We start from the raw sequence: 21,194 nt of genomic DNA on the forward strand, positions 1-21,194 counted from the left end.
TGTAATTTATGGTTAAGTGTTGGCTTATCGCTTAAATAAGGTCGCGAAGTGTATAGCATATGTGAACATAGGAAAACGTCACTTCGCTGAGTTTAGACCAGTCTCCAACTATAAATCACCTTGCCAAAAGAAATGAGATAACATAACATCACCCTTGTTTACAAACCCTGCTGAAGACTAGTTAAACCTTCTTATGCTTAACTCTAAAATACCGTTTTTATTTTCGTTAGTTGGACTATCTGTGAATGCCGCTGCGCAAAGTAGTAAAAGTTCCCTTCAAGATGCTCACGATGAATTAGAGCACATCGAAGTAAAAAGACACTTTCAGCCTTATCGTGGTAACGTACCGCTTATCGACACGCCGCAAGCAATTGACCGAATTACCGCCGATACATTAGCAAATGAAGGGATCACACGCTTCATCGATGCACTGGATTTTGCGCCGACTATCGTAAGGCAAAACAACTCGGGCGGTATGTTCGATAGCTTTGCTATTCGTGGCTTTTCTGGCGATGAAAACAATCCGTCGGGGTATCTGATAAACGGCTTTAACGTACGTGGCTACAGCGGCAATAGAAGTACGGTTAACGTTCAAACTATTGAAGTAATGAAAGGGCCAGGCTCTGCCCTTTATGGGCAAGGCGAGCCTGGCGGTACCATCAACATCATCACCAAAAAACCGCAGTTTGAAGAGCAAGGCTACGTTCAAGGCACCGTCGGTAATTTTGATAAGAAGCACGTAGAGTTCGATTATACGAACGGCATTAGTTCAGATATGGCGTATCGCATTAACGGTTCGTACGAAGACTCTGATACTTATCGCGATAACGTGTTTTTCAAGAATTTAAACCTTAACCCTTCATTTATTTGGAACCTCTCTGATCACACCAGCTTAAGTTATCAGATGGAAATCTTAGATCAGGAAAAGCCTCTTGATCGCGGTGTATTTATCTTAAATAACGACTTTGACGCTGTAGATGCCGAAGACTTTTACGGTGATATCAGAGACGGTGCCCATGAAGTTAAAGCCTTTGGACATCAGCTAGTGTTAAATCACGAGTTGAATCACAATTGGCATTTTCTTAGTGGCTTTGCCTACAGAGACTCATCTTTTAAAGGACAGTCTTCAGATACCGAGCTGTCAGAAGGTCGTCAGCTTTTGTATACCGACCCATCTGTACTTTCAAGGCAGCGACGAACCCGCGACTATCAAGCGCAAGACTTATCGCTACGCTTTGAATTAAGTGGCGTGGTGGATGTGGCAGGCTTTGTAAACAACGTCTTATTTGGTTTGGACTACTACAACTACCACATAGATACAGACTATCGTCGTTGGCGCACGGCGTGGGGCGCGGGTGATACCACGTATAGTATCGACCCTGAAAACCCAGACTACACTATTTTCAGACCTGACGTGACGCCCACTACACTCACCGCCGAAAAGCAAAAAGGGTTAGGATTTTATGCACAAGACGTTATAGAACTTACCGATGCCACCAAGCTTTTAGTCGGCTTTCGTGTGGACAAGTTCGAGCAAGACATTTTTAATAAGCTGAGCGAAGAAGGGCAAGAACAAGACCAAACGGAAGTGACGCCACGCTTCGGTTTTGTGTATGAAATCAATCACGCTGTAAGTCTATACACGAGCTATGCAGAAGGTTTCAGACCCAATCCAGGGCTTGATTCAGACCGCAACGCCTTTGACCCTGAAGAGACCACCTCTTTTGAGGTAGGTGCGAAGTGGGAAAACATCGCCGATAGGTTCTCAGGCAGCATTGCGATTTTTGATGCAGCAAAGACCAATATGCTAACCGCTGAACCTAACACGGGCTTTTCAGCCACGCTCGGTGAAGTTGAAAGCCAAGGGGTTGAATTCCAGTTAACCACTGACCTTACTTCAGACATTCGTCTTGATATGGCCTACGCATACATAGATGCTAAAACCGCGAATGAAGTCAACAATTTGGATTGGGGGGTGCCTATTCCAAAGGGTTCACGCTTAATCAATATTGCTAAACATTCGGGGTATATCTCGCTTAACCATTTCACCCGCGTATTTGAAAAAGAAGCATTCTTTGGTGTGACCATGCGTTACGTGGGTGACCGCTTAGGCCAAACCACCGATCCAACATTCATCTTGCCGTCTTACACCCTTGTGAACCTTGCAGGGTCGGTGAATATTAGCGATGCGCTCTCTATGAGGTTTGACGTGAACAATCTGTTCGACAGGGATTACTTTGAGAACTCATACCACCAGCTTTGGACCATGCCCGGCTCACCGACTAACTATACGGTAAGCGTTAAGTACCAATTCTAGCAGTTCATTGCGAACACTTTTTGTTTGAGCAATATTTTTCAACTGCGCTAGATGCAGGTTTAAAACCGTAAATAAAAGCCGGAAGTGTCTTAATCACACTTCCGGCTTTTCGGTTTTATAGCTTCAGCAAGAATAAAATTCGCTCGCCTCGCTACAAACGCTCTAAATCAAACGTGCCTTGCTTTGACAGCTTTTCATTCAACGGTTTCACTTCTTCGCCAAACAAGGTTTCTAGCTGCACTTTATATTGCTGCCACTTTGACTCTAAGTCTTTCAATCGCTTCAGTGCACCAGCTTGTGCCGGCGCCCCCGTTCTGTCGAAGTTATCCATTAAGAAACGCACTTGTCTGTCGAGCATATTCGGCCAGTTAATATCATCCTCAAAGGTTTGATGTTTAGGCTGAATAACTAATGCTTCCCAGTCGTCGATTGCACTAACAATGCGCTCGATAGATGCAGACACATTGCTTGCCAGCATGACGTTGTCTTGCGAAACATCACTCAACTGCGCGCGCACATCACGGGCTTTTTGCAAGTGTGCAAACAAATCGTTTAACAAGGTTTCTGTTGCCTGAATGCTCTTTTCAACCACTTGAAGCTGCGCTTTGTCGGCCTCTTCTCTTGGGTCTGGAAGCACTTTAAACGCACGAGTTTGTGCCTGTTCACCCACGGTGATCTTCGCCTTGTAGTCGCCCGGCATCACGCGAGCACCTTTCCAACCGCCAAACAGTTTTACATTCTCAATGCAGTTTAGTGGCTCACGGCGAAGGTCCCACACGAACGTGTTGTACCCTGCTTTGGTCGATGGGTGTTTAAATTTGATAGGGCTGCGAACGTCTTCGTTACCTTTTGCGCATTTCTCAAAAGCACTCGATGCTGATGACAGTGTACGAACCAACTCATTGTCTGCATTAAATATATCAATGCGTAGCGTTTGGTCTTCTTCTAATACATCTTTCAGGTAATAGCGGAAAGTCGCGCCACGTGGCGGATTTTTCGCTTGTGGCTGATCGGTCATGCCGCCGCCAGATAACAAGCGAACGCCATCAACCGGTTCAAATTGAAATAGCGCTTCATCATCAAGGGACTTATGCACTTCGCGCAGGGGGCTAATGTCATCTAAAATCCAAAAGCCTCGCCCTTGCGTTGCAACAACCAGGTCGTCACCCTTTACCTGCATATCGGTGATCGACACCGGCGGAAGGTTTAAATCTAGCTCTTGCCAGTGTTTGCCGTCATCGAAGCTAATAAACATGCCGCTTTCTGTCCCCGCGAACAGCATGCCCTCGCGCTCTGTATCCTCGCGCACTACACGGACGAAGGCGTCTTCTGGCAGCCCTTCGTCAATACGTTTCCAACGCTTGCCGTAGTTGTCGGTTTTGTAAATGTAGGGCGTATAGTCATTTAATTTATAGCCTGCTACCGCAACGTAAGCTCTGCCTTGTGCATGAGAGCTAAGTTCAATGGCATTTACCTGCGCTTCTTTTTTGTGAGGGGTAATATCTTTCCAGTTTTTACCTTCATCACGGGTGATATGCAGCTTACCATCATCGGCCCCCACCCAAAGCTCGCCTTTGTTAACCGCTGATTCGGCAATATAGAAAACCGTATTGTAGTATTCAGCCCCAGCTTGCTCGTTGGTGATCGGCCCGCCGTTTAGCCCCTGCTTTTCAGGCTCGTTACGGGTTAAGTCTGGACTGATTTCTTGCCAATTCACACCCCGGTCGGTGGTTTTTAGGATCATCTGCGTACCATAGTATACGGTGTCAGGATCATGCTTTGACACTATCACTGGGGCATTCCAGTTGGTGCGATACTTTTGATCTCGTGCGTTTCTGCCAAACACATATTCAGGGTATGGCATTATAGGGCGCGTAAGCCCGGTGTCGCGGTTATACTCTGTTAGCGTGCCGTTGATGGTAGTGGCGTAAATAAGGGTTGGATCGTCTGGGTTAAACGCAATATGCGCACTCTCGCCGCCGCCAACAGAAAACTGATCTTCTATACCCATACCGTCACCCCAGGTTTCAGACGGCGTTGCCATAGTTGAGTTGTCTTGCTGGCCGCCATACACATAGTAAGGGTTTAAGTTATCAGTGATTACACGATAAAACTGCGCCGTTGGCTGGTTGTAAATGCTTGACCACGATTCACCACCGTCGAAGGTAACCGTTGCGCCACCGTCATTAGCATTGATCATGTTTAAGCTGTTTTCCGGGTTTATCCACATATCGTGGGTGTCACCGTGGGGCAGAGATTTAATTTCGAAGGTTTTGCCGCCATCAATGGATTTATGCAGCTGCACATTCATCACATACAGGGTATTTTCATCTACCGGGTCAACCTTAATGTGGTTGTAATACCACGCGCGAGCTTTAAGAATATTGTCGCCGTTCATTAGCTCCCATGATTTACCTGCATCATCACTGCGATATAAACCGCCTTCATCAGCCTCGATAATGGCGTAGAGGCGCTTTGGGTTAGACGCAGCAATATCAACACCTACTTTACCAATAAGCTTAGGCAGGCCCTTTTCTAGCTTGTCCCAGCTTTCACCGCCGTCTGTTGATTTGTAAAGGCCACCGCCCTCGCCGCCTGATTTAATAAACCAAGGCGTTCTGCCGTGATGCCACATGCTCGCATAAAGAATTCTGGGGTTGGTTGGGTCAATAGCCAAATCAGCTGCGCCCGTGTCGGCATTCACTTTTAATACGTGCTGCCATGTTTCGCCGCCATCCGTCGTTTTGAATATACCGCGCTCTTCATTCGGCCCCCAGATATTGCCCTGCACCGCCGCCCAAGCTATATCAGGATTAGTGGGGTGTATGCGAATTTTAGGGATTTGACCCCGTTTATCTAACCCCATCAGCTTCCAGTTTTCACCGCCGTCAGTAGATTTATAAACACCTTTTCCATGGCTTGTGGTTACACCTCGAATAGGGCCTTCACCAGTACCTACGTAAATAACGTTAGGGTCTGAAGGCGCAACCGCGATAGAACCAATACTGCCTACTTTAAATGTTTTATCGGATATAGCTTTCCACGATAAACCCGCGTTTTCGGTTTTCCACACACCGCCACCAGCGGTGCCCATAAAATAAAGGTTGGTATTACCTTCAACCCCAGTGACCGCCACCGAGCGCCCGCCGCGATAAGGTCCAATGAAGCGATACTCCATTTTGTCGAAAAGTTCAGGGCTAACCGTATCTTCAAGTGCGAATGCAGAATGCGAGAAACTAGAAAGTGCGCTTACGCAGATAGCAAAAGCCGCCACCAATTTCCGAGAAACCAGTCTCTGTGAAACCATAGAAAGTGCCTTGTTGTGTTTTTTATTTTTAATAAGAAGAACTTCTTATACTGCTTTGTTGAAGGCGTTATGGCAAAAGTTTTTATAACAAACGCTTTAAACGTTCATAGAAAGGGAATAGGAATAACGAAATATTGGATGCGGCGTCTTTTTACGCCGTTGCTGGAAACTAATGACGCAACTGCGCTACGGCAGGGCAGTTGCGTCTATAGAAAACTAAAGTGTGTGGCTTGCGAAGATCCAAAAACCTACCGAAACAAGCACAATTCCACCAAATGCCTCTGCTCGTTTGCCAATCAGTGTGCCTAAAGCGCTGCCCAGCATAATTCCCATGGTAACCATCGAAAACGTCGCAACGCCAATTAACGCTGAGGCTATCGCAATGTTCACATCAATTAACGCAAGACTCGCCCCCACCGCCATGGCGTCTATGCTGGTGCCTAGGGCAGTAATACATAGCAAAATAAAGGATTGTTGTTGAGACGTTGACTCTTCTTCTGCGGGTTGGAAGCTCTCAAGTAGCATATAGACGCCCAATCCAGAAAGAATAATTAACGCAATCCAATGGTCCCACGCCTCAACATAAGAAGACGCCGCGCGACCAATCAGCCAGCCTATTAATGGTGTAATTGCTTCTATCGTTCCGAACAAAAGGCCAATTTTAAGGGCAAAGCTTAAACGAGGGCGGTTGATTTTCACACCTTTACCGATTGCCGCGGCAAACGCATCCGTAGACATGGCAAAGGCTAGCAAGATGAGAGCGAAGATACTCATAGTTTTGAAACTCCGGCCAGGCTAATTGAGTCCACGATAAAACCACACGCCTGACCTTTCGGCATGGAATTATCGATGGTCTCGCCAACCAAGAGGTGTTTGTACCATGGTAATGTGACCAATTATGTTGATACAAACTTTTCCATCAGAAACGGAAACAGGCTACTCCCCAACGAAGAGTGCAAATATAAAACCCTTGCTGTCAAATAATCAAGTAGATTGCGACAAAATGCCCACGTTGAGATATAAATGGCGAGATGTCTATGCCTTTGATTGGCGCATTTTTCTTCAAGCGACCTTAATATTAGTAATGTCAGGGTATGCATTTCTTTGATAGCAATATCCAGAGCAAAAAGAGGTCTAGCTAGTCTAAATACGGCGTTGCCTCAGCGCTTTAACGATTTCGTTGTGCATATCCCGTCTCAGCCCTTACAATGAGAGCTACTTAGTTGTTACAGCGTCAACACTTATCGCTAGCGTTGTGTAAATCAGCATTACTTCATTAAAAGAGATAATTTTTATGCTACGTCTAATTTCTTTAGCCTTTGCTCTAACTATTGCTGGCTGCGCCACCCTTTCTCAACTATCGGTTTATACCGTATCTAATGCTGAACTAGAGCAAGTGCTTGATAGCTGATAGCCAGATAAGTACATTACAAAAAAAGACATCACTTGCCGGTATACCTTTGTTTTTAGATGTTGAGGATATGACCGCAACCATAGGCCCAGATGGCAGAGACGTGGTGCAGTTAGGCGCTATTGCTACAGCTCGCGTGAGCGCGTTTGGTTTGAACTATCCGGCTAAAGTCAGTCTGTCTTTAGAAGGTACGCCTTATTACGATAGCGAAGAAAAGGCGATTTTTGTGCGCTCGCTATCGCTGCTTGACAGCACCATTGATGCGGGCGGCTTTAAAGGTAACCTAGCCCCGGTGAGCGGCGAGTTTATGCAGCTTATTAATGGGTACTTGTCGACTAACCCAGTTTACCGATTAGATTCTACCAATAAAGCCGTTAGCTTATTGTCAGCGGTGCCATTGCAGTTGAGCGTAGAGAACGGTCAGCTTGCGTTAAGACCCAAGCAGTAAGCGTTGAGCCTTAACCTACAACAAAGGTTTAGAACGATAATGTTTCGTTCAAATGAGGTATTGTTGCTTCCCATCCCTTTTCTTTAATGGCGCTACACAAGGCTTGTTTAGCGCCCTCTTCACCATGCACCAAGTATATCTTCGGTGTTTTTTCGAAATGCGATAGCCAATTGATAAGCTGAGATTGACTGGCATGGGCAGAAAACCCACCTAAGGTATGGATTTGCGCGCGAATAGCAATATCCTCTCCGGCCATTTTGATACGCGTTGCGCCATCTACCATTTTTCGCCCCGGCGTGCCCATGGCCTGAAAGCCAACAAAAATCACATGAGATTGCTTGCGCCACAGGTTTTGTTTTAAGTGGTGGCGAATACGCCCGCCGTTACACATACCGCTGCCGGCGATAATTATTGCGCCACTCACCACTTTATTAAGCGCAATCGATTCTTCTGTAGAGGTGGTATAACTCAAAATAGGCAACAAGGAGTGTAAGCTTTGGTTGTGGCTGTGTGCTCGCTCGGCACTTTCTTCAATAGCGTCGAAGTCCTCTTCGTTATACACATCTTGATAGCGATGGTAAATCTCCGTAACTGCAATGGCCATAGGGCTGTCTAAATACACTTTTTGATGGGTAAGTTTGCCCTGCTGATACAGCTCGCCCAGGCGAAAAATTATCTCTTGGGTACGCCCTACTGCAAATGATGGAATAAGAATGTTGCCGCCATTCTCACTGGCTTCAAGAATAACCTGTTCAAACTCATCGAGCGTCTCTTCCATTGAACGGTGATTGCGGTCACCATAGGTAGATTCAAGAAGTACAACATCGGCTTCAGTAACGATATCTGGGTCGCGAAGTAATGCAGCCTGTGAATTTCCAAGGTCACCAGAAAAGACCAACTTTTTACTCTGCCCATTTTCAGTGATAAATATTTCCACTATCGCTGAACCCAGAATATGCCCCGCATCGGCAAAATTTATTTCAACGTCTTGCGTGATTTTACGTTTGGTATGATAGCGAGTCGATTTACACTGCTTCATAACGCCGTCCACTTCTTCTTGCCGGTACAAAGGTTCGATGAGCGGTTTACCCGAGCGCTGGCGGCGTTTATTTTCCCATTCCGCGTCGCGCTCTTGTAAAGAAGCCGCATCCTTTAACAGCACTTCTATTAGCTCAACGGTCGGCCGTGTCATGTAAATAGGCCCGCAATACCCTTCTCGTAACAAAATAGGTAAACGGCCAGAATGATCTAGGTGTGCATGGGATAGAATAACAGCGTCAATTTGACTCACATCGATAGGTAGAGGCTTGTGATTTTTAGCTTCTTCATCTCGCCTACCTTGGTACAGACCGCAATCTAAAAGCAAAGTACTATGCTCAGTTTTTAGTAGGTGCATAGATCCTGTCACCCCCTCCACCGCGCCTAAAAAAGTTAGTGTTGCCATATCAGGCTCCTTTCATCATGCTAAGAATGCGTTTGATTATCGACTTGAATTACATTTGCTGTTGTTATGCTGTCCTCTACCTGTTGAATTCGATTAAATACTTTGACCCACATTTGAGCTATCTGTAAAAGGTATTCCATACACTCCGTTGCATCAGTCATTTGCACAATCGCAATATCACCTTGTGTCGCCCCCATCACCAAAGCTGACTTGAGTTTATGATGCTCTTTTTCTAGTAAATCAAACTGCAAATTTAACGCGTCACTACTATCAAACTGTCTCCAACGAACCATTCTCATAAACTCAGTGGTAACTGATAAATGATTCAGTAATTGTCCTTCTAATTCTGGTCTTCCAAGATTTTCTCTTCGTTTGCTCAACGTTAATATTGCTGAGGATTTTTGCGCGATGGAATAAACATAGTGCTCAACACGCATAAGCAACGATAATGCGTGTGTGGTTTCTTCGCTTAGCGCCGCTCGCTCAACGCCTACGATAAATTGCGACACGTGCTGACATAGCTTTTCCACAACACTAATGTCGTTTTCCACTGCGGTCACTTCGCTAACTTTCACGGAAAGTAATTTGGGGTAAACGTTTAAAAAGCGATCCGAAATTGACAACAGTTCAAGAATAAGTGCGTTTACTGCCAAATCCGGCGTCTGAGCGATATTTTTATCTAGGTGCTTAGGTTTGGAGGCCTCCTCTTCTAGCGACACAAAACGTCTTTCAAGAAAGCTTGCTAGCCTGTCGTTCATAGGAAAAACAATCGCAACGCCCAACACATTGAATAAGGTATGAAAAATGGCAAGGGTAATGCCTGGATTAGCTTCAATCTCGATTAGCGCGGTCAACCAATGAATAAAACCAAACAAGAGTGGCAAGAGCAATGCAGCCACAAGGGCAGTAAGGACGTTAAACACAACTTGCGCAGCGGCCACCCGTTTAGCACTTGATGTCGCGCCTATTGATGCGAATATAGCCGTAGATGTGGTGCCAATATTGGCACCAATGACCATTGCACCCGCAGCATAAATACCCACTATGCCAGACGTTGCCGCAGTAATGGTCAATGCAATAGACGCACTGGATGACTGCGTAAGTACTGTCATTACAAAACCAATGGCCAGGTACACAAGAAAACCTTCAACGCCAGAGGCTTTAAATTGACTAAAGTCGAAGGTACTTACTATTCCTTCAAAGGCAGTTTTCAAACTGTCTATGCCTACAAAAAACAGACCAAAACCCGCAATTGCTATACCTAAAGAGGCTAGCCGAGTATTCGGTTTAAGCAGCTTTAAAAGCATGCCTACGCCAATCATAGGCAACGCGACGGCTTGAATATTTAACTTGAAACCAACGAGGGCAACAAGCCACCCTGTCATGGTCGTACCGATATTTGCACCATACACAATACCCAATGCATGCCGCATACTCAGTAAACCTGCGTTAACAAACCCTAGAGAGGCCACAGTTACCGCACTTGAAGATTGCACTAAAGCAGTCATCGCGGCACCAGACACCACACCTCTAAATGGCGTTTTACTCCACGTGGCAAGCAATGTACGTAAGGCGTTGCCCGCAGCTAACTTTAGCCCGTCCGTCATCATGCCGATTGCAAGTAAGAACAGCCCTAGCCCACCAATAATATTGCCCAGCAGTAAGACGCTATCCATTGGCTTTCCTTTTTACGTTGTATATCGGCTATCGTTAGCTAAAGGCAAGTACGCCCACCGTTATCATTCCCGAAGGTTAACGAGAGTAGACCGGGCAATGTCGACACGTTGAGGCCCCGACGTTCAGATTAATGCTGCGCATTAAACCTATGCAGCGTACCTTCATAAAAGTATAGATAAGAGTACAATGTCTAAAAGCCGTATTGTTTGTTCTTAGTCAAACAATGTGTACATTAAACAAGCTTCAATGCTGGACGTTGAATAAGGCTCGCCATTGATGTGCTTTTCGCAGTCAACAGCCTGTCAAACAGATGACATAAAGCGTTGCCATGAACATGAAAAAGGTGAGGAAGTGACAGAACGAATTGAAACGCTAGATGAATTCGCAAAGCATGTAGATTACTCATTGCTTGACACGCTTACGCCCGATCCCCAATCAACTAGCGACGGTAACGACCACAACCCTCGTCAAGTTTTCTCTGGTCACTATGTGCCGGTTACTCCGACCCCATTAACGTCGACTAAATACATCGCTCACAGCGAGACCCTGTTTGCCGAATTAGGGTTAGACGACAGTTTGGCAACATCTAAAGCGTTCACGCAGCTCTTTTCAGGGGATATGTCAGCAGTACCTGCACCTATGAAACCATTCGGCTGGGCAACCGGCTACGCACTTTCAATTTACGGTACTGAGTACACGCAGCAGTGCCCGTTTGGGACGGGTAATGGCTATGGTGACGGCCGAGCAATCTCTATCGTGGAAGGGGTCTTCAACGGCAAGCGTTGGGAGATGCAGTTAAAAGGTGCGGGACGCACGCCTTATTGTCGCGGCGCAGACGGTCGCGCCGTATTGCGCTCTAGCGTGCGTGAATTTTTAGTGCAAGAGCACATGCACGCCTTGGGAATCCCCACATCACGCTCGCTGAGCTTGTTTATGTCTGAATCAAACACGGTAGACCGCCCGTGGTATCGCGAAGGCTCTCACTCCTATGAACCGGAAGTAATGGTCGAAAACATAACGGCAATCTCCACCCGCGTTGCACCGTCATTTTTACGCGTCGGGCAAATTGAGCTTTTTGCACGACGTGCTCGCTGTGATGAACATGAACATGCACGAGACGAATTAAAAGCCATCGTGATGCACCTTATCGAGCGAGAGTACGCGAAAGAAATTGATACAACTGCTCCGCTAGAAGAGCAAGTGATTAGGCTTGCTGAGCTATTTCGAGACCGATTAACCAACCTTGTCTCACAGTGGGTGCGCGTGGGTTATTGCCAGGGCAATTTTAATAGCGATAACTGCGCAGCCGGAGGGTTTACGCTAGATTACGGGCCATTTGGTTTTTGTGAATTTTTTGAAGCAGACTATCAACCATGGACAGGCGGCGGCCGCCACTTCTCGTTTTTAAACCAGCCGATAGCGGCGCAAAAGAACTTTGATATGTTCTGTCGCTCACTGATGACTTTACTTGAAGAGAACAGTGCTCAGCTATCACAGCTTAACGCTATTAATGATGGCTTTTCCGGCGTGATGGAACGGGCGATGGAGCGCATGTGGGCAGCGAAGCTCGGCCTAGAAGCCTATGATCATGATTTGCTGATCAAACTTCTGCAGTTAATGCTGCGCACTGGCGTCGACTACACTCTGTTTTTTAGAGAGCTATCGTCGATACCTCGCGATATGTCAGGTTTAACCAAGAGCTTTTACTACCCGCCGAAAGCAGAGGTAATGACAGAATGGGAGGCTTGGTTGCAAAGCTGGCGTGAGCGGATTGAAAAGGACGCAGAAGCACAAGGCAATCAAACAAACGCTATTGCTACTATTGCAGAGAACATGCAGCAAGCAAACCCTAAATTCACATGGCGTGAATGGCTTATCGTACCTGCTTATAAAGCCGCAGAGAAAGGTGACTTTACTCAAATACACGAACTTCAGAACATCCTCACCGCGCCTTATGATGAGCAATCAGAAGAGGTAGAGAACAAGTATTACCAACTGCGCCCACTTGAATTTTTCAGTGCTGGCGGTGTTGCACACTACAGCTGCTCTTCGTAATAAAGAGCAGCTTTAATTTAGTTTACTTACAAAGAGTCGATAGATTCACTAGGCTCAGTAAACCATACTGGGCCCTCGTCGGTCATATAGAAGTGGTCTTCTAAGCGAATACCGAACTCGTTTGGCACCACTATCATAGGCTCGTTACTAAAACACATGCCAGGTGCTAACGGATGAGGATTGTCTTTAAGCAAATACGGCCATTCGTGAATATCCATACCAATGCCATGCCCTGTTCGATGGGGCAAACCCGGTAAATTATAATCTGGCCCTAAGCCGTCTTTCGCTAAGCTATCTCGGGCGGCTTTATCCACGTCACCACAAGGTACACCGACCTTTGCAGCGTTAAATGCCGCAAGCTGAGCGCGCTTTTCGCTTTCCCATAGTGCACGCTGTTTATCTGTCGGCTCACCGAAACAATAGGTTCGAGTGATATCAGAGAGGTAGCCATGTACTTTACAGCCAGTATCAATCAATACTAAGTCGTTTTTCTTTAATACTTGCGGGTCTTTAACGCCGTGGGGAAACGAGGTTGCTTTACCAAACAGCACAATGCAAAAATAGTTACCGCTGGCCCCCACTTTCTTATGCGCATCGTTAATAAATGCTTCAACTTCTGTGGTGGTAATACCTTCATAAAGCATACTGGCAGTGGCTTTGTGCACAGCAAGGGTCATGTCCATGGCCCGCTGAATTAGCGCAAGCTCATTTTCTGACTTGTGCATGCGGCAATGCGCGGTAACCTCTGAACCATTCACAATTTGCCAAGGTTCATTCAGCACCTTGGTAAACCCATCAACAATAAAAAATTGGGTAGATTCATCAACGCCTAATTTTATGCCACCCGCCGTATTGACGGTATTCAGAATAGACATGGCAAGTGCGTAAGGGCTTTCGTGCTCTTGCCAACCGATAATTTCCCCTTCCACTACTTTGCGTTCGTTCAAAGAGTCAATTTCAAACGCAGGAGCTAGGTAAACAACGTTCCCCTCTGCGGGTAGAAGCGCCCCCACTAAACGCTCACTGGCGTACCACTGCATGCCTGTAAAATACGCTAAGTTAGTGCCCGCGTTTAAGTAAAGCGCGCCTATGTCATGCTGTTGCATGTAATGCTGTGCTTTGGCAATTCGGGCCTGATACTCAGCAAGAGTGATGGGTGTTAGGTCGCCTGTCATGTCGACAAGACTATCTAGTGCTTGTTGTGCTGTCTTTGTGCCGATAACTGTGTTCATCAAAGCCCGCCTTAGGTCTGAAATTTTAAAACGGGCTCACTTTACAACACTCAAAAATAATGTCGAGATAGCAGTCGCTCCCCCGACAATTCGTTTAGTTCTTGCGTATTAATTAGATTACACGCCTCACAGCTTGAACTTTAAAGCGCGCCTTTCCATGCCTTTTCAGGCAGTAAATAAAGGCCCTTTTCACTCTTCGCACCTTCATTGACGATAAAGCCTATACCAGCAGCCATAACCGCTAACGTCACGTCAAACGCATTGATGCTGTCGCCATAGCCCGCGGTTAAGTTAAACATAGAACCATCAGCCAGCAAATAAAGCGTTTTATCACCCAGTTTATAAGCATTTACATAAGGCATTGGCTCGCTGTGGGACGCGTTGTTTTTAAGGTACGGCACATCGATTTCTTGCGCTACATGACCTACGTTTAAAATAAACGCCCCGTCTTTCATGCTGTCCAGGTGTTTCGAATTTACTACGCCGTAGGCACCTGTTGCTGTGGCAATAACATCAGCTTGGCTAGCAGCCTCGTCTAAACCAACCACTGGCCAACCGTCGTATTTCGCCTGAAGCGCTCTTGCAGGGTCAAGTTCCGCTACTTGAACCTGTGCCCCGAAAGCTTTGGCCGATGCCGCCACGCCCTGCCCAACTAAACCATAACCAATTACGACAACCAGCTTTTCGTGCAGCGTTAAATGGGTGGTTTGGAAAAAGGTTTGCCATGCGCTTAAACCCACCATGTGGCGATTGTGAAGGCCTTCTTTTACAGGCAAATCGTCCCAGTTAAAGATGGGGTAATTGGGCGCCATACCGTTTAGTCGGTTAATGCCTGATCCCGTTGCCTCCAAGCCCGATACTATGCTTGGAACTGGCTTATTGGCTTTGATATTTTCATGCAGTCGGGTAGTGAGGTCCGCGCCCATTTCACATAAATGGGTAGGCTGCCACGCCAGTGCTTTATCGAATGATTCAGACCAGTCAGCGTCACTCATATCACGCCACGCATGAGCTGTTGCGCCTTTATCTACAAGGTAAGACACAACGTCATCTTGTACTGTAGTAGGGTTGCAGGTAGTAAGGAATATATCGCAGCCACGTGACAGCAGCCCTTCAACTAAAGGCGCCATCTTTAAGTCTAGGTGCATGTTACAAGCAAGTTTTACGTTAGACAGGTCAGGTAAAGAAGCGATAGCGTGGCGAGTGCGCGGCATATGCAGGCTGGCCCACGCCAACTCTGCTTGAAAATCTTTGTACATGAGAGACTTACCTAGAAAAAAAGAAAACAGAATAATACGTGAGATTTCTGTTTTTATAAATCAGCGATTACTCTTTCCTCTCATTCCAAAGCACAACCTTATTTCGCCCTTGGGCTTTGGCTAAGTAGAGCGCTTGATCAGCCTCTTTTATCAAAACGTTCAGATCATCTTCTCCCGGGTACGAGCCAGAAACGCCAATACTCACTGTCACCCTAACCAACTTATTAATATCATGGCTAAATAGGTGTAGCCTTAAGTTCTCTGCAATTTGCTTGGCGTAATTAGCTCGGGTATTGGGTAAAAACACCAAAAATTCTTCACCGCCCCAGCGAAAGGTTATGTCCGACCCTCTCACTTGGCCCTTTATTTCTTTAGCCACGTTTTGCAGCACTTTATCGCCCATATCGTGGCCAAATTTGTCGTTGATACGCTTAAACCAGTCTAAATCGATAAGTAAAACCGACATGTGTTTATTACTGCGCTTTCCTAATTCCCAAATGGGATAGACCAAATCTTCAAATGCCCGTCGGTTATAAAGCGAGGTGAGCGGGTCTAATCGCGCATCTCGTTCGGCACTCAAGCGTGCCTGTTGTACTTGCTTGTAATTGAAGGCCAGAGAAATCGACAGCAAAGACATTTCTAAAACCATACCAATTTCGATACCGCGAAATGCCCATTTCGAATAGCTCACTAGTCCCCACGTAGCGAGACTTGATACCGTCGCGCCCCCAGTTCCACAGAGTACCGCAGGCAGAAAAAACTTAGCCAGTGTATCGCCATTTCTGTAAGCAAAAATACCGATAGCTAACATCCAAAGTGAAATTGTAGTTAGCACAACAAGTTGTGACATAACAGCGAAAGAGCGACTACCGACTAAAACAATCAATACTGCCAGCGCCCCTAACCCTCCGTAAATGTACTTCCTGTTTCGGTAAAGCTTAGGTAAGTAAAGTTGAGTGTTGAGAAACTCAATGGTGAACCGTACGGCGCTAAAAAGGTAAAAGAACATTAGCGTGGGCATAAGCCACTGCTGAAGGAATACAGAGTCAGACCATACCCACCAAAAACCGTGCCCCGTATAGGTGAAATTAAAAGCCAGAAAAGAAAGAAGGTACAAGGAATATAGTAAATACCTTCGCTCTTTTAGGTAGCTATATAAAACCAAGTTGTAAACCAAAAGAATAACCAATGAACCATAAAGCGCACCATAGAAATAGGCGTTTTCAGTAGACTTGTCGTTGGCGATTACAGGCTGGCCTAGATAAACCGGAATGGTCATGGGGTCTTGAGATGAGAACCTGAAAACAACGATAGTTTGTTGCTGGGTAAATAGATAAAAAACGGAAGGCATTCTAGCGCGCTCGGCCCGCGCGCTGTGTATTTGGTTATCGCCCAATGTAACGTGATGCTTTCTTTCGCCGTTTTCAAAGAAATACACGTCAATATCGTCCAACCAAGCGTTGTCTATTTCTATGACTAAAGGCAAGAAAGGAAAACTTTCTGATAGATTATGGGGATCGCTTGTTACGGGTTCACCGTAGGTATTGATATCAACAGGCAAAACACCCCATATAGTGTTGTTCGTAAACCCATAACTCACTTGCCCTGCGGTGTTTTTAGTGAGCAACCGGCCTTCATATTTAGCCATAACCTCTTCGGCAGTGAGTGCACTGCCACTTTCCTGCAACATCCACAGCTCGTCATTAACTAGCTGCATCCCTCCTGAAGGGTCTATGCTTTTCGCATGCGCAAGTTTGCACAATAGGATGCTAATAACAACAAAACCAGCGAAGAAAAGAAAAGCTCTCATATATCTATTCTTTCTAATGTCGGGGTAATTTGCAGGACGATTCTCAATAACAGCAAATCTAACTCTGAATAAATATTAACTTACGCTTATTAAACACGTTTGTGAATACTTATAAATCACAAGATGCGGGTCACTGCGCATTTTTCTTATCGTATCTTGAAATTTGTCTTATGCATCAAAGAAGAACGTTGGCATACTGTGTTATCACGCGCTGCACTTCAGTTCAGCCCCAGATCATTCATTTTGAAAACAATAAAAGGCCTGGTTCTTTTTATGCTCAGCTTTGTCACCACTACGCTTATTCCTGTCCTTATTTTGCTGTTAATGGGGTGGCTTTTTTTTAGAATTAAATGGCTCAATGAAGGTTTTATTGAAGCAGGCTCAAAGCTTGTCTTTAACGTCGCCTTACCGGCCTTGCTATTTTTGTCTATCGCGAGGGCAGACTTTTCCAAGGCCGCCAACCCAACCCTTATTGGTGTAGGGGTAATAGGTACACTACTTGTGTTTATTGTCTTAATGATAACTTCCCATGTAGCGGTTCAGCCCTATAAAGCACGAGGCGTTGTGGTTCAGGGAGGCTTTAGGGCTAATATGGGCATTATAGGTCTTGCGTATTGCGCCAATACCTACGGACAAGAGGGCCTCGCTGTAGCCTCGGTCTATATGGGATGTATCACCATATTATTTAACGTATTGTCAGTCTTTGTCCTTAATTTTTACCAAGGTACGTCACGCTCATTGCTCGGACAAGTATCGGGTATGGCAAAGAACCCATTAATTATCTCCATTGCTGCTGCCCTGCCCTTTTCCTATTTTGAATGGCAGCTTCCCGAAATGATTGTTAAAACCGGTGAGTATTTTGCGCAGCTTACCCTGCCCCTTGCTCTCATTTGTACCGGCGCGTCATTGCAGTTTCGCTCATTTTCCAGTGACTGGTTTAATATTGTATTGAGCACCACGAGCAAATGCGTCATTTATCCTACGGTGTTAGTTTCTATTGCCTATGCTTTTGGTTTTAAAGGGATGGAGCTTGGCATTGTTCTTTTATTAGCCATCTCACCAACCGCTGCGGCAAGCTATGTCATGGTGAGGAACTTAGGTGGTGATTACCGCTTAGCGGCAAGTATTATCGCAGTCAGCACATTGGCGTCTTTACCGATTACCGCCCTCGCCTTTGGGGTACTGAGTAAATTACAGTTAGTTTAAAAAAGACGCATCTTCGCTAGACGTACTGCGGGGCTAAAAGGTTAACAAACAGCTGCGGTGAACCCGTTGCCACATAGCTTAGAAACGAAAAGCGCCGGGCAACTTGACGTTAACTCGGCGAAAAAGCGTAACAGACGCCGCCTTAATCTGCTTCTATCTCACCCTCTTCAATGGCCACAACACGGCGTGCTTCAACGTAGGTTTTAATAGCCCAAAGTGTCTCTTGATCTAAGATAGGATCGGTTTGACCTTCAGGAATACCGCCAAGTGCAGGCATGCCTTTCGCCGAACCGAAGCGCAAGCGCTCAACGAACCATTCGTCGTCTTCAAAGCTTTCAGGATCAAGTTCACGAAGGTCTGGGTTTATTCCGCCAGACTGCGCGTGCAAGCCGTGACAACCTGCACAGTTATTTGCATAAGCTGATTCACCAAATTTGATAACTTTTGTTTTGGTGTCGTCGTCTAGGCTTCGGTAGGGGTTTTCAAACACCCAGCCATTTTCAGACTCATCGCCATCGGTGATTGGCGGCATTTCTGAGCTATCTGCTCCTTGAGGGATAACATTTCCGTGTGCAAGCACGTGGCCAGACAAGCCCGTTACCACGAGTGCAGCAAACAACATCGATATTTTTGTTTTCATAATTCATACATCCTCAAAAGACTATGAATTAAGTATACGTACGAGGAAATAAGGGGTAACTCTACTTTGGTTTTGAAAGGCTCCTCCTTTGGTAGGAGGCCACAATGATAGTCCCTGGAAACGCCTGGCTTACTCTTGCTGCTTCAACATTAATACTAAAGTTAGAGTCGAAATAACGCTCATAAAAATGATGAAGACTTACCTTGCCAACAGATGAATGAAAAGGTGATGAATAAAATGGCCAGCGCACGTTGGCGCAGGCCATGTATTAATCACTATATACTGCTCAGCTAAGGTTAGTTTTTTGCCACCTGCTGATAGCGCTTGGGCAATTTAAACGTCCACACGGTGCCGCCTTGGTTGAAGTGCTTAACGCGTTTTGCAACTTCACCGCCCCATAATGGCACTGCGCCGCCCCATCCAGATAGTACAGAGATGTACTGCTCACCATCCATTTCCCATGTCACTGGAGAGCCAACAATACCTGAGCCAGTTTGGAACTTGTAAACCATTTCGCCGGTTTTGTCGTCAAAAGCCATAAGATAACCTTCAGGGTTGCCAGTCCACACTAAGCCACCGCCTGTGGTTAACACACCGCCCCATAGTGGAGAGAAGTTGTTATAGCGCCACACCGTTTTACCTGTTTTAGGGTCAATCGCTTTAAGTACACCAATAAAATCTTCATCCACTGATTTAATGGTGAAACCCGCGCCTAGGTACGCTGCCCCTTTTTTGTAAGCGGTAGGCTCATTCCAAATATCCATCTCCCATTCATTTGAAGGCACATAAAACAGCTCTGTGTCCTTAGAGTAGGCCATTGGCATCCAGTTTTTTCCCCCTAAAAATGCAGGGCGCGCTACAACTTGCTCCCCCTGTTTGCCATCAGCAGATTGTGCAGGGCTTCCTGGGCGGTTAGCGTCAACGTAAATGGGTCGCCCTTTTTCATCGAGTCCCTTTGCCCAGTTTAGCTCGTCGACAAATGGAAAGCCGCGAATAAAATCACCGTTCTCGCGGTTAAGGACGTAGAAAAAGCCGTTTCTGTCGGCGGTTGCTGCCGCTTTCACTGTCTTGCCGTTTTCTTGGTAATCAAACGAGATAAGCTCGTTTACACCATCGAAGTCCCAGCCATCGTGTGGCGTAGTTTGGAAGTGCCACACAATCTTCCCTGTATTAGGGTCGATAGCTAAGCGTGACGACGAGAAGTAGTTATCGCCAGGGCGTAGGTGAGAGTTCCACGGTGCAGGGTTACCTGTTCCAAAGAAAGTAAACCAGTGTCCGAATCGTAAGTGCCGCCTAGCCACGTTGCTGCACCACCGGTTTTCCATAAATCAGCAGGCCATGTTTTACCTGGCGCGCCACCTGAAATACCATTCTCGGTTTTCTTACCGTCTTTCCATAGATAACCCATGTGCCCTTCAACGGTAGGTCTAACCCACAGCTGTTTGCCAGACTTCGCGTCGTAAGCATACACTTTACCGACGATACCGAACTCACCACCGGAGATGCCTGTAATGACTTTTCCGTCAACAACAATAGGCGCCGCAGTAATGGCGTAGCCCGCTCGGTAGTCTTCAACTTTTTTCTTCCAAACAGTTTTACCCGTGTCTTTATCAAGTGCTACTAACTTGGCATCCAAGGTGCCGAATATGACCAGATTATCGTAAAGCGCAACGCCACGGTTTATAACGTCACAGCAAGGCATAATGCCGTCTGGCAAACGCGCCTCATATTGCCATAGCTCTTCACCAGTTCTCGCATCGATGGCCCACACACGAGAGTAAGATCCGGTTACATACATCACGCCATCTTTGACCATGGGCTGGGACTCTTGCCCCCGCTGCTTCTCACCGCCTAACGAAAAGGCCCATACAGGACGCACCTCTTCTACGGTATCGCGGTTAATAGCGGTTAACGGGCTATAGCGCTGAGCTTTTAAGCCCATTCCATACGTCACTATATCGTCAGTAGTATTGTGGTCATTTTGAATATCTTTGTCGGTGACAACAGCATGGACAGGAGTTAACGCACTTGCACAAATCAACATTGATAGGGCAAGTTTTTTAATTGGCATATTATTATTCATAACGGTTCCTAGTTGCATGTAGGCCATAAATGGTCTGTTTCAGACTATTCGTTAGGATTAGCATAGCTAGGGGGGATGTCGATGCCTATGCAACAGCGGAGTGATTTGACTCCTCCTTTAGGAGGAGGAATGAAGGGCTATTTTCCCTTTCGTTTAACGCTTTTACGCTTTCATGTTTTTTAAAGTAATACGTTTTTGATAACGGCGCTAGAGGTAAGAAGGCAGTTGGCCATAGAAGTATTGCCTAAAGTGCTACCGGTTAACATACTATTGTTCGAAAAGCTGTAATTCGAAGCCTGTTAACC

The 21,194-nt window shown here is 46.1% G+C and carries 12 protein-coding genes, 1 pseudogene and 1 riboswitch; of the genes and pseudogenes, 4 read left to right on the top strand and 9 right to left on the bottom strand.

All coding sequences use genetic code 11. The features are described from left to right. The first annotated feature begins 193 nt into the window (after positions 1-193). Complete coding sequence (locus tag ACX5J7_RS16640; protein WP_498707576.1) at positions 194-2,317, top strand: TonB-dependent siderophore receptor; 2,124 nt, start codon at positions 194-196, stop codon at positions 2,315-2,317. Between the two features lie 151 nt (positions 2,318-2,468). Here ACX5J7_RS16640 and ACX5J7_RS16645 read toward each other — a convergent pair whose 3' ends face one another. Further along, positions 2,469-5,624, bottom strand: coding sequence for a WD40/YVTN/BNR-like repeat-containing protein (locus ACX5J7_RS16645; protein ID WP_498707577.1), 3,156 nt, complete (start codon positions 5,622-5,624; stop codon positions 2,469-2,471). A 216-nt stretch (positions 5,625-5,840) separates the two neighbouring features. Beyond that, on the bottom strand, positions 5,841-6,398 hold the full coding sequence (locus ACX5J7_RS16650) for a manganese efflux pump MntP (RefSeq protein ID WP_198816123.1): 558 nt from the start codon (positions 6,396-6,398) through the stop codon (positions 5,841-5,843). 40 nt (positions 6,399-6,438) lie between these two features. Beyond that, positions 6,439-6,581, bottom strand: a riboswitch (yybP-ykoY riboswitch). A gap of 443 nt (positions 6,582-7,024) precedes the next feature. Between ACX5J7_RS16650 and ACX5J7_RS16655 the strand changes: the two genes are divergently transcribed. Then, the gene (locus ACX5J7_RS16655) at positions 7,025-7,483 is read left to right on the top strand and encodes a YceB family lipoprotein (protein ID WP_498707578.1); all 459 of its coding nucleotides are present in this window, start codon (positions 7,025-7,027) and stop codon (positions 7,481-7,483) included. Positions 7,484-7,511: 28 nt separating this feature from the next. Here the strand turns inward: ACX5J7_RS16655 and ACX5J7_RS16660 are convergent, their stop codons facing one another. Both ACX5J7_RS16660 and ACX5J7_RS16665 read right to left on the bottom strand, forming a co-directional pair. Further along, entirely contained in the window at positions 7,512-8,927 is a 1,416-nt protein-coding gene (locus tag ACX5J7_RS16660) for an MBL fold metallo-hydrolase RNA specificity domain-containing protein (protein WP_474376844.1), read from the bottom strand. 20 nt (positions 8,928-8,947) lie between these two features. After that, positions 8,948-10,603 (bottom strand): Na/Pi cotransporter family protein, encoded by a 1,656-nt coding sequence (locus tag ACX5J7_RS16665; RefSeq protein ID WP_474376843.1) that lies wholly within the window; start codon positions 10,601-10,603, stop codon positions 8,948-8,950. A 277-nt stretch (positions 10,604-10,880) separates the two neighbouring features. On the opposite strand from ACX5J7_RS16665, the gene ACX5J7_RS16670 reads away from it, so the two are divergent. Then, a complete protein-coding gene (locus tag ACX5J7_RS16670; protein WP_441296394.1) occupies positions 10,881-12,659 on the top strand; it encodes a protein adenylyltransferase SelO in 1,779 nt (592 codons plus the stop codon). A 26-nt stretch (positions 12,660-12,685) separates the two neighbouring features. On the opposite strand, the gene ACX5J7_RS16675 is transcribed toward ACX5J7_RS16670, so the two are convergent. From ACX5J7_RS16675 to ACX5J7_RS16685, 3 genes are all read right to left on the bottom strand, one after another. Next, a complete protein-coding gene (locus ACX5J7_RS16675) occupies positions 12,686-13,891 on the bottom strand; it encodes a M24 family metallopeptidase (RefSeq protein ID WP_498707580.1) in 1,206 nt (401 codons plus the stop codon). A 140-nt stretch (positions 13,892-14,031) separates the two neighbouring features. Further along, positions 14,032-15,150: an adenosylhomocysteinase gene (locus ACX5J7_RS16680; RefSeq protein ID WP_498707581.1), complete on the bottom strand. Its 1,119-nt coding sequence runs from the start codon at positions 15,148-15,150 to the stop codon at positions 14,032-14,034. A gap of 67 nt (positions 15,151-15,217) precedes the next feature. Further along, positions 15,218-16,960, bottom strand: a complete 1,743-nt coding sequence (locus ACX5J7_RS16685) for a sensor domain-containing diguanylate cyclase (protein ID WP_498707582.1) — start codon at positions 16,958-16,960, stop codon at positions 15,218-15,220. A gap of 273 nt (positions 16,961-17,233) precedes the next feature. Between ACX5J7_RS16685 and ACX5J7_RS16690 the strand changes: the two genes are divergently transcribed. Then, entirely contained in the window at positions 17,234-18,166 is a 933-nt protein-coding gene (locus ACX5J7_RS16690) for an AEC family transporter (RefSeq protein ID WP_498707584.1), read from the top strand. 142 nt (positions 18,167-18,308) lie between these two features. On the opposite strand, the gene pedF is transcribed toward ACX5J7_RS16690, so the two are convergent. Together pedF and ACX5J7_RS16700 are read right to left on the bottom strand one after the other, a co-directional pair. Further along, positions 18,309-18,806, bottom strand: a complete 498-nt coding sequence (pedF, locus tag ACX5J7_RS16695) for a cytochrome c-550 PedF (protein WP_015067999.1) — start codon at positions 18,804-18,806, stop codon at positions 18,309-18,311. 296 nt (positions 18,807-19,102) lie between these two features. Then, positions 19,103-20,889 (bottom strand): annotated as a pseudogene (locus ACX5J7_RS16700) (PQQ-dependent methanol/ethanol family dehydrogenase). Positions 20,890-21,194: the final 305 nt, after the last annotated feature.

This window comes from Alteromonas infernus (assembly GCF_902705815.1).